Origin of the sequence: Vibrio sp. 10N.222.48.A3 (assembly GCF_041475345.1) — a bacterium.
Taxonomy (GTDB): domain Bacteria; phylum Pseudomonadota; class Gammaproteobacteria; order Enterobacterales; family Vibrionaceae; genus Vibrio; species Vibrio tasmaniensis_A.
This window is the reverse complement of record NZ_JBFRVX010001556.1, coordinates 1-492: the sequence shown is the minus strand read 5'-3', so window position 1 is coordinate 492 and position 492 is coordinate 1. Positions and strand designations below refer to the sequence as shown.

Annotated in this window: 1 pseudogene; it reads right to left on the bottom strand. The window is 47.6% G+C overall.

Annotated elements, in window-relative coordinates:
- Nucleotides 1-492, bottom strand: a pseudogene (locus tag AB4653_RS27705) (polyribonucleotide nucleotidyltransferase); the annotation flags it as partial.

Sequence of the window (492 nt, the reverse complement as noted above, 5' to 3'; positions counted from 1 at the left end):
AGCAAGCTTACCGTGACCAATTTCACGACGCTTAGGAGAACCAACGAAACCAGTCTCACCTACACAGTATGGAGGGAAGTTGTAGTGTAGAAGGAAGTTGTCTTTCTTCTCACCCATTAGGCTGTCGATGATTTGTGCATCACGTTGTGTACCAAGCGTTGCAGTAACAAGTGCTTGAGTTTCACCACGAGTGAATAGAGAAGAACCGTGTGTACGTGGAAGAACACCAGTACGTACGTCTAGCGCACGAACCATGTCTTTTTCACGGCCATCAATACGTGGGTTGCCAGCAATGATGCGGCTACGTACTACGTTTTTCTCTAGAGAACCAAGCATGCCGCGGATTTCGCGCTCATCTAGGTTTTCGTCTTGTGCAATTAGAGCTTCAACAGTGTCGTTCTTGATTGCGCCAACTTGCTCGTAACGAGCCATTTTCTCAGTGATCTGGTACGCGTCAGATAGACGTGTTTCAGCTTGCTCAGCAACTTTAGC